Origin of the sequence: Vibrio sp. ER1A, assembly GCF_000733315.1 — a bacterium.
GTDB lineage: Bacteria > Pseudomonadota > Gammaproteobacteria > Enterobacterales > Vibrionaceae > Vibrio > Vibrio mediterranei.
The window spans coordinates 189,698-199,792 of sequence record NZ_JPJA01000095.1; the positions used below are offsets into that span (position 1 = coordinate 189,698).

8 protein-coding genes are annotated in these 10,095 nt (G+C 41.7%); 4 read left to right on the plus strand and 4 right to left on the minus strand.

The features are described from left to right. The first annotated feature begins 204 nt into the window (after positions 1-204). Entirely contained in the window at positions 205-657 is a 453-nt protein-coding gene (locus HW45_RS25920; protein ID WP_006070219.1) for a DUF2536 family protein, read from the plus strand. A 337-nt stretch (positions 658-994) separates the two neighbouring features. Here the strand turns inward: HW45_RS25920 and HW45_RS25925 are convergent, their stop codons facing one another. From HW45_RS25925 to HW45_RS25940, 4 genes are read right to left on the minus strand one after another with little or no spacing between them, the layout of a single operon-like run. After that, positions 995-1,324: a hypothetical protein gene (locus HW45_RS25925; RefSeq protein ID WP_038230850.1), complete on the minus strand. Its 330-nt coding sequence runs from the start codon at positions 1,322-1,324 to the stop codon at positions 995-997. Between the two features lie 42 nt (positions 1,325-1,366). After that, positions 1,367-2,716, minus strand: coding sequence for a BamA/TamA family outer membrane protein (locus HW45_RS25930; protein WP_200874604.1), 1,350 nt, complete (start codon positions 2,714-2,716; stop codon positions 1,367-1,369). Further along, entirely contained in the window at positions 2,716-5,793 is a 3,078-nt protein-coding gene (locus HW45_RS25935; protein ID WP_038230851.1) for an efflux RND transporter permease subunit, read from the minus strand. The genes HW45_RS25930 and HW45_RS25935 overlap by 1 nt, the downstream gene beginning before the upstream one ends. Positions 5,794-5,808: 15 nt before the next feature. Next, on the minus strand, positions 5,809-6,906 hold the full coding sequence (locus tag HW45_RS25940; RefSeq protein WP_038221943.1) for an efflux RND transporter periplasmic adaptor subunit: 1,098 nt from the start codon (positions 6,904-6,906) through the stop codon (positions 5,809-5,811). Positions 6,907-7,143: 237 nt separating this feature from the next. Here HW45_RS25940 and HW45_RS25945 point away from each other — a divergent pair, with 237 nt between their 5' ends. From HW45_RS25945 to HW45_RS30090, 3 genes are all read left to right on the plus strand, one after another. After that, positions 7,144-7,413: a hypothetical protein gene (locus HW45_RS25945; protein ID WP_006070224.1), complete on the plus strand. Its 270-nt coding sequence runs from the start codon at positions 7,144-7,146 to the stop codon at positions 7,411-7,413. Between the two features lie 60 nt (positions 7,414-7,473). Continuing rightward, the gene (locus tag HW45_RS25950) at positions 7,474-9,072 is read left to right on the plus strand and encodes a bifunctional aspartate transaminase/aspartate 4-decarboxylase (RefSeq protein ID WP_038230852.1); all 1,599 of its coding nucleotides are present in this window, start codon (positions 7,474-7,476) and stop codon (positions 9,070-9,072) included. 112 nt (positions 9,073-9,184) lie between these two features. Then, on the plus strand, positions 9,185-10,095 hold a 911-nt coding region (locus HW45_RS30090; RefSeq protein ID WP_235225546.1), incomplete at its 3' end, for a winged helix-turn-helix domain-containing protein.

A 10,095-nucleotide genomic window follows, 5' to 3' on the forward strand; every position in this document is an offset into this window, starting at 1 on the left:
ATATAAAACCACCTTTGAATAGATAAATCTAAAACAAAAATACAGAAATAAGAATATTTATTATTTACCATACAATTAGAGCCTTATTATTTTATCATTTTATGTAGCAGTTAAAATTAACATCGAAATCTGGCCTGATTAAATCATCAGGTATATATAAGCTCAACCAACGCCATTTAGGCGTCAATTAATAAGGTATTTAAAATGTTGAAATATGTACTTCCTCTTTGTGTTCTAGCTTCTGCATCGGTAATGGCAGATGACTTTAATCCATCAATTGTTGCCAGTGACGGCTCTCAAGAGCAGAACCAACTAAGCGTTGATGCAGCAATGAGCTCACTTCAAACTGACACAATTCGCGCTAACGAATTCGACTATGTTTTAGTGACTGACGATAGTGTTACTACACAGTTTGATACTTACTTAGATTCTATCTATCGCCAAACTTACATCACTCAAGAAGAAGCTAAAGAAATGGACCTTAAGCCGGGTTATTCTTTCCACGTTTACGACTTTGATTCTGTTCAAGATCTAGAGAAGAAAATCGCGGAGCGTATCAACCAAGATAAACCGATTTACTTCACTGTTGACTACTATCAACACCCTGTAAACCAATCAGAACGTACTGAATACACAGCGAAAGTAACGCTATACTAATTTTTGTCCCCGATATTGATTCAATATCGGGGATTTTTTTATCTTTCCTACCTGTTTCCTCATTTCCGCTTTCTATCCTCCACGAATGAAAAGCTTCGTCAGTAGTTCATCGTTCAATTCATCCATTGCCAACCAGTCAACAAGCAAAGGCCCAACTCGGTTATAGTGGTGAAAAAGCGATATCAATTGTGTCAAAAAGTATTGTCTTGGAGTGTGTTAGCTCGAAGGGTTATTAGCTTGAAGAAGTGATGGAACACTTTGAGAGAATAGGAACTTATTAGTGAGGTGTCAGAAAGAGGCATACAAACGTACCTATATTTGCATGCCTAAATTGAGGTTATTGAGATTTGCTTTCTGATATTGGAGCGTTCTTGTTGTCATACACCATACAACCGCTGTCGGGATTACAGTTGACTATATACACCACTTTTTTACCACAGCCGGACACTCCAACTTGATACTGAGGTACTTCATAACGATAAAGATCGATCGTTTTTTTGTTTAGTACTGTTGTTTGCACAGTTTGGCAGCTTAGTTCAAACTTCGCACGATTCATTGCCGCTTCCGTTGCCATAGATTGGTTTTCATTTAGAAATTCTTGAGTGCTCGTACAGCCCATCATAAAAATAGACGTTAACGTACTGATTAATAATAATTTAGTCTTCATTTGTTTTCTCTAATTGATTGTGTAATGTATATTTGAGGCGTATTAGAACGCCTCGGTAAAGGTGAGATAAAAACCTTTGTCGTTATTGCTTCCTATCCCCAAATCCACGCGAACGTTCATTCGCGGTTGAATTTCATACCGATAGCCGACGCCGTAGCTATAGAGAAAGTTCGAGTACAGCTCATCCAATGAACTATCGACGGAACCTACTCCAGCCCAAAATGTCACACCGTGCTTAGTCAAGTGGTCTTGACCGTCTCTCAGGGTCCATCGATATTCCAATGTGTTTTCGATGGCAATGTTGTCGCGATAGCGACCTTGATAGATGCCTCGCATAGAGTCTTGCCCGCCCAAGGTCGGCATGTCATAAAATGGGACATCACCTTGACTCCATTGGAGCTTATTGAATAACGCTAACACCTTGCCTTTTGACAGGGCGTAGTAGTATCGATAATCCACAGACGCTTTTGAGTAGTCGTTGTCACTGCCAATGAATGAGTTGTAATCGACAAACTCAATTCCAAGGAAACTCCCTTGCCAGGCATTAACCGTTACATCGCGAGTATCGTATTGCACTGTAAAACCTGCACCGATTGAAAATGGCTTATCATGATAAGTTTGGAAGTTGTCATCGTTTAAGGCACTCGTGGGTAAATCATCATTGCTAGGATCGTAGTAGCGAACGCGAAGAACAGGACCTACGTACCAATGTTGATTTGTTCTAAAGGTCAGATTGGCATCGTAGTTAACAAACTTGTAGTCCAACGACATATCATCACTTGCATCAACTACCTTTCCCTTGTCATAGCCTGTTCCCCAGTAGTACTGGCTTTGATTGCCAAAGCTCAGACTACCTACATAACGAATATCGTTATTCTGGAAAAACAAATTCTGTTTCGAACGTAAACCAAAGCCGATACCAGACTCCATCTCGTTACCAATTGCCACGAGACTGACACTAGAACGTTGTAAGTTGTCACTGTCGCGGTCGGTGCTAAAAGAATAGAGCCCTCCTAACGCGAGCATAAGCCCTGTTTCCGGCATATAGCCAGGGCCTCCTAATATTGAAACCAGTGGTAATCGATTGGTTTCTATAAATGCCTTTTTTTCTTTTTTCAGCCTTGCTTCTTCCCTCTCAAGCACAGCACAGTTGTTAACACACTCCTTCTGAAGCTGTTGATTGGCATCGATTTTTCTATCAAACTCAGCCAATTGAGCTTCTGCTTTCCGAGTATTTTCAACAAATACTGGTTTAGACAGAGAGACTATTGAACTTTGTTCACCTCGCCCTGTATTGGCGTAGCTCTGACTCAACGGCATCACAAATAAAAAGCAAGAGGCTGCAAAAAAAGAAAGCACCATCCTTGGTGCTTTTTGATTGGTTTTCTTCACTATTGTTGCTCTTCTACAAGCTTAGTGTTGGTATCCTCAGTAGATTCACCTGAGTGGTCATCAGCCAGGAATGTATAAACCGTAGGGACGACAAATAAGGTAAACAGAGTACCTACTGTCATGCCCACAGTAATTACTAGACCGATAGAGAAGCGGCTTTGCGCGCCAGCACCAGCTGCTGTCAGTAGTGGTACGACACCAATTACCATTGCTGCTGTTGTCATCAATACTGGACGTAAACGTTCCGCTGCTGCTTTCTTCACTGCGGCAATCTTATCGCCTGCGAATTCCGGCTGGATTTGGTTCGCAAACTCCACGATCAAAATACCGTGCTTACTGATCAGACCGATAAGCGTTACAAGGCCAACCTCAGTGTAGATATTGAGCGTATCGATACCCAAGTACAAAGGAATCATGGCTCCGAATATCGACAACGGAACACTGGTCAATACGATCAATGGATCTTTGAAACTTTCAAACTGAGCCGCTAGCACCAAATAAATGATAATAAGCGCAAGAGCAAAGGTTGAAACCAGAGACGCTCCCTCTTGGACATACTGACGTAACTGACCAGATGAATCTGTTGCGTACGACGTTGGAAGAATTTGTTTTGCACCTTCCTGCATCACTTCATAAGCTTCACCAATACTAACGCCTGGCATCATCTTCGCTTCGATAGTCGCGCTGTTCAATTGCTGGAACTGATCCACGGCTGATGGCTGCACACTTTGCTTGATATCAATAAGCGCTGATAGCGGGACCATAGTGCCGTTATTTGAGCGCACGTAATATTGGTCGATATCATTCCAAGAACTACGGTCAGAGCGTTCTACTTGAGTGATTACCTGATAGCTGCGCTCATCTAATGCGAAATAGTTAATAAAGCCTTCACTCACGTAGCGAGTTAACACATTACCAATTTCTTGCGCGTTCACATTCATCAATGCTGCTTTGTCACGATTAATGGTAATTTCTACCTGAGGCTTATTGAACTCTAAGTCATTCTGAACATAGATAAACTTGCCACTATTGACCGCATACTCTTTCATTTTTTCTGCGTACTGGTAGAGCTCCTCATAGCTTCCCGTCGGCGTTTTCAATACCATTTGGAACGGCAGACCTTGCGATGTACCAGGTAGATCTGGAGGTGAAATAGTAAACACCTGCAATCCTGGGAAATCGACTATGTCGTTCTGGAATCTTGTCATGATGTCTTTCACTGACGCTTCACGAGAATCCCAATCTTTAAGTACACCTAATCCGAAGAACTTATTGTCTTTTTGGTAACCATTTACCATCATCGACATTTCAGTTTCAGGATAACTGCTGATCGTTTTATCCAACGCTTGAGTGAAATTGCCAAGGTAGTCGGTATTAGCTTGCGATGGGCCTTGACCCATCATGATTACAACACCTTGGTCTTCTTGCGGAGCCAATTCACTCGCAGTGTGAGTAAACATGAACACCAACGACACAAGGAAAGTCAGAACTAATGGCCACACCAACAGACGGTTGTTGAGTACGGTCGTTAGGATGTTTTCATAATGATGTGTAACACCAGAAATAACATTATCAATTTTCTTAACCATTGCGCCTTCTAGAATCTGCTTGTTGAGCATTTTAGAAGTCATCATTGGTGTGAGAGTTAGTGCGATAAATCCAGAGATCAATACAGAACCAGCAAGAGTAAACGCAAACTCTGTAAACAGTTTCCCCGTTAGACCACCCATAAAGCCGATCGGAGCATATACGGCAGCCAACGTAATCGTCATAGCGATGACAGGGCCAGCGATCTCTCGTGCACTTTCAATCGCCGCTTGTACTGGTGTTGCCCCTTCCTCAAGGTGACGGAAGGTGTTTTCTACAACAACGATGGCATCGTCAACAACTAGGGAGATAGCCAATACCATTGCCAGTAGCGTCAACAGGTTGATACTAAAGCCCATAGACATCATCAAGAACAACGAACCGATGAGTGACAATGGAATAGTAACCAAAGGAATGACCATGGCACGCATTGAGCCCAAGAACGCTAAGATGACGATAATTACGATCACCGCAGCCTCTACAAGAGTCTTGGTTACTTCTTCAATCGAGCTATCGATAAATTTCGTTGAGTCATAAACCACTTCCGCTTTCATACCTAGCGGCAAGCTGTCTTTAATCGCTGGAAGAACGTCGTACAGTCCTTTAACAACCGTTAGCGGGTTTGATGTCGAGGTATTGCTGATTGCTGTTGTGATCGAGCTTGTACCGTTAAACAGTACGCGCGAGTCGTAAGTGTTCGCACCAAGCTCTACCGTTGCTACGTCTTCTAGGTGAATTAATTGACCATTCGCAGCTTTAAGCACCATGTTTTTAAATTCATCAACGGATGATGCATCAGTGTGTGCATTAATATCAATCTCGATATAGTCCGCTTTCAATTTACCCGCAGCACTCACAGAGTTACTGCCCTGGATTGCAGCCTGTACATCGGCAGCCGTTAGACCAAACGCCGCCATTTTGGTTGGGTTCAACCAAATACGCATTGCAAAGTCACTCTGTCCTAGTAGGTCGATTTTTGATACGCCATCTACAGTTGAGAATGTTGGCTTAACCACGCGACTCACATAGTCAGAAATCTGTTGTGTTGCCAGGCGGTCACTTGAAAACGAAACATAAAGGATTGGCGACTGTGATGTCGATTTCAAGATGCTCGGATCCTGCGTACCTGCTGGTAAGCGATATTTCACTTGTTGAACCAGCGACAAGATTTCGGTTAGTGCTTTATCCGTTGGATAATCCAGTTTCAGATTCACCGTAATTAAAGACTTACCTAAGCTACTTTCTGATGTCATGTAGTCAATTCCCTCAGCTTGCGCGATTTGCGCCTGCAGAGGTTGGGTAACATAACCCTGGACACTGGTCGAACTTGCGCCTGGATAGGTCGTCGTAACCGTAATCACACCCGTTTCAATTTCTGGGTATTGACGAACCTGAAGCTCCGAAAAAGCTTTGAGCCCCAGCACCAATAACACCAAGCTCAACACTGTTGCTAGAACAGGTCTCTTTATAAATATGTCGGTAAAATTCATAATTTTGCCTATTTATTACTTAAATGTTTTAGGAAACGGAGTTGAGTTATTGATCTTAACCACGGTTCCTTTCTTAAGTTGTTGTTGGTTGGAAGTCACAACGATTTCGCCTCGCTCTAAGCCTGACACAATGCCGACTAAGTCATCTTTGCGGGGGCCAATTTCGACTAACTTCTGCTCGACAACTTGTTGACCATTTTCATTTTTCACGACAAAGACGCTGTCGCCATAAAGAGAGTAAGAGATAGCAACTTTTGGTACGGGAACAATCGCGACTTCACTGCCTAACGTTATTTTTGCGTTGATGTACATGCCACTCACAAGTTGGTTTCCATCGCCTTCTACTTCTGCACGCACACTGATGTTGTGTGACTGCTCATCTGATGATGGCTGGATAGCAGAAACAATCGCAGAGAATGTTTTGTCTCCATAGGCATCATTGGTAAAAGTCACCTTTTGCCCTAATGCAAGCTGTGGCTGAAAGTCTTCTGAAACTGAGATATCGATGAAGTTGTCGTTAATACTTTCTAACTCAACAATAAGTGCACCTGGATTGATGTAATCACCAAGATCGATGGTGCGAATACCTAATTTGCCAGCAAACGGGGCTTTGATACTCATAAAGTCAATTTGCGACTTAATGTAAGCAAGGTCTGCCGACTCTGCGTCATATTGAGCTTGCGCTTTATCTACCGAGTTTTTTGCTGTGCTTTTGGTTTTAAGAAGTTTCACCTGACGTTGAAGTTCGATCTTTGCCAATTTCTGCTTTGCAAGTTGGCTACGGTATTTTGCTTGTAGTAATGAGTCATCAAGTTGAACGATAACATCACCCTTATTTACCGTTTGACCGGAATTAAAGTTGATTGCTTTAACCTGACCGGATATTTGACTGGTAACTTCTGTAGATTGTTTAGATGTAATTTGACCTACTGCTTGGATGTTTTGTTCCCAGCTATCTTTTTTAGATGTAATAGCAGTTACAGAAACAGCAGGTGCTTTATACTCGCTGATTTTTTTAGCGATCATATGATTTTTAAAACTATTAAATCCGAAAACAAATAGCAGTATTAATACTACTACAGCTAGGACTATTGATATTGCTTTCTTAGACATAACCTTCACTTAATAATGTTTAACGTTGAGAACACATTTAATCTACCGTGATAGGAAGAGAATTTAATAACTCTTGGATAATCAATGCATAATGTTCAATAAACAAAATATAAACATTAAAAATCAATATCTTACATAAAACAAAGGAAGGATAAAATATAAAACAATGATGGCAATTTCATGTTTTATCAAAGGGGAAAGATTAAAGTATCCGGGTACTTAATTAGGAGTAAGACTATGTCAGAGAAAATGCAACATACAAAACACACCACCTCAGAGAAGATGAAAAGAATCTATGGTGATGTAGAGCACAAACACAATAAAGACCACTTGGAATTTGAAGATAAAGTTAAAACTCATCCTCACCAAAAACATGGTGGTAAAAACGAAGGCCATAAACATTTAGTTAATCACCACTCAGATGGTCATCATGACAAACATCACCATGATAAAAAGCACAGCCACAAAACTTCTTCTAGAACTCATCATAAAACAAGTTCTAAGTAAGAGAATTAATATATCCCTAGCGTAATAACTGCGCTTATAAAATAATATTTGGAATCGAAAATGAATCGTAATGACGAAAAACAGCTAGAAACGCTTAGCCCATTTGAAGTAAAAGATACACTGATGAAGCTTGCTGCTGAAAACAAAGATCACGCTATGATAAATGCTGGTCGAGGCAACCCAAACTGGGTAGCGACAGTGCCAAGAGACGCATTTTTCCAGTTAGGTATGTTTGCTCTACAAGAATCTAAAGCAACCTACTCTCAATACCCTGGTTTTGGCGGCATGAGTGAAAAAGACAATATCTCAACGCGCTTTCTGTCATTCTGTGAAGACCATGAACAGAATGAAGGCGTTCGTTTTCTTCTAAATGCATTTAGCTTCTTAACAACTGAACACAAACTTGATGCGGATGAGCTCATCTATGAATGGGTAGAAGGCATTCTGGGCGACAACTACCCTGTACCTGATCGCATGCTTAAAAACTGCGAGTTCATTTCTCGTAAATACATTGAACAAGAGATGGGCAGCAAAGCTGGTTTACCAGACTCTCACTTTGATTTGTTTGCTGTCGAAGGCGGCACTGCTGCGATGGTATATATCTTCAACACATTGAAAACCAACCGTCTTCTAAATAAAGGAGATAACATTGCCATTGGTGCACCAGTGTTTACACCTTATCTAGAAATGCCAGAGCTTGAAGACTACAGCTTAAACAAAGTAGAGATAATGGCGTCAGAAGAGACACAATGGCAAATCCCAGATAGCGAACTAGAAAAGCTTCGTGACCCTAAAATCAAAGCCTTCTTCCTCGTTAACCCAAGTAACCCAGCTTCAGTGAAACTGAGCGATGAAACACTGCAAAAAATTGCAGATATCGCCAATGAGCGCCCAGAGCTGATCGTGCTTACTGATGATGTGTACGGTACGTTCACCGATAACTTCACCTCTTTAGCAATGTTAGCACCTAAAAATACTATTCTGGTGTACTCATACTCGAAATACTTCGGTGCAACTGGTTGGCGTTTGGGCGTAATTGCACTAAATGAAGACAACAATCTTGATAAGATGATCCAGGATCTACCAGAATCTACACGTCAAGAACTGACTCGACGCTATAGTGGTATCAGTCTTGATCCTGCAAATATCAAGTTCATCGACCGACTTGTTGCTGATAGCCGTGCAGTTGCTCTAAACCACACTGCTGGACTGTCTACTCCACAACAAATCCAAATGGCACTGTTTTCTCTGCTTGCTCTACTAGAAGGTGGTAAAGAATACCAAGATAACGCGAAACGCATCGTACGTGCTCGCTATCACACACTCATGGAAAAATCGCTGACTGAGCCAACCATCGCTGAAGACAACAGTAATGGCGCTTTCTATTACGTTGAGATTAATATCCAAGACCTAGCAACATCTGCGTACAGCAGTGATTTCTTTGCCTGGATACAAGAAGGCTATGAACCGCTAGACTTCCTAGTTCGCCTAGCCGAAGAAAGTAGTATTGTGGTCATGCCTGGTGGTGGTTTTGATGCTCCAGAATGGTCACTACGTGTCTCTCTCGCTAACTTGCCACAGTCGGCTTATGCGACAATTTCAACAGCAATCAATGCCGTTTTAGAAAGCTACTATCAAACTTATTTGAACAATCGATAGTCAATTCTTAGCGCTGAAAGCCTCGTTACAAAAATGTATCGAGGTTTTTTTTGTATTTTCACCAATACTATCCAATACTTCTTTATTAGATACAGTAAGTTATGAATGGTCTATGAAAAATCAAAAAGTACAATTTAAAATAGATGATTGGGTGTTTTATCCATACGAAGACAAATTCGTTTTACATGGAGAAGATATCGTCATTGATAACAGGCTATCCAAGCTTTTTCACTTCTTATGTGAAAATCCCGACACCGTGTTCTCAAGAGACGAACTTATTAACGAAGTGTGGAATGGGTCAATCCTAACAGACCAAGTTATCACTCAAGCTATTTTTGAGCTAAGGAAGATACTCAAACAGCACGGCAACCACCCATATGGCTACATTGTCACGGTTCCAAAACGTGGATATAAGCTCGATGCGACTGTTGAAAAAGTCATAGAAGCACCTCAACCTGTCATCGAAACCACTGATTCTGTCTCTGAAAAAATTGATGTTTTGCGAGACGAGTCGGCACCTGAAACAACCGATATTGTTCTCCCTGAAGCAGGAGCAAGCACGGAAGTCGAAGCCTCAGCGGCTGAGCCAGTACGTCAACGCCCCGCCATGCAAACTGCAACAAAGAAAACTGGTTTTAGGAAGCGCTGGATTGCAACCGCGGCATTACTCGTTATCGGCATAGGTGTAGGTGCAAGCTATCTGCACGTAAAGCAAAATGATCGAGCCGCTGCAAAAGTCATCGAGCCCATTGCCACACCAAGTTACCTATCTCTTGAACCTCGTTATATTCACGTCATTCTTGAAGATGGAGTCCTACGCGATGATCTGAAAGTAGGGTTTACCAAAAAGCTTTTGGAACTGCTTAAAACCTATAAGGATTATCGTGTCATCTATGACGGTCCAGCATCTAAAGTAGCGGCAAATGAACTTAAATTTGCAGCATCCAAACGCGATAACCAAGACTACATTGAAATTGAATACGTGAATCGCATATCTGGTCATAAACCCGAGATTCCGCAGCA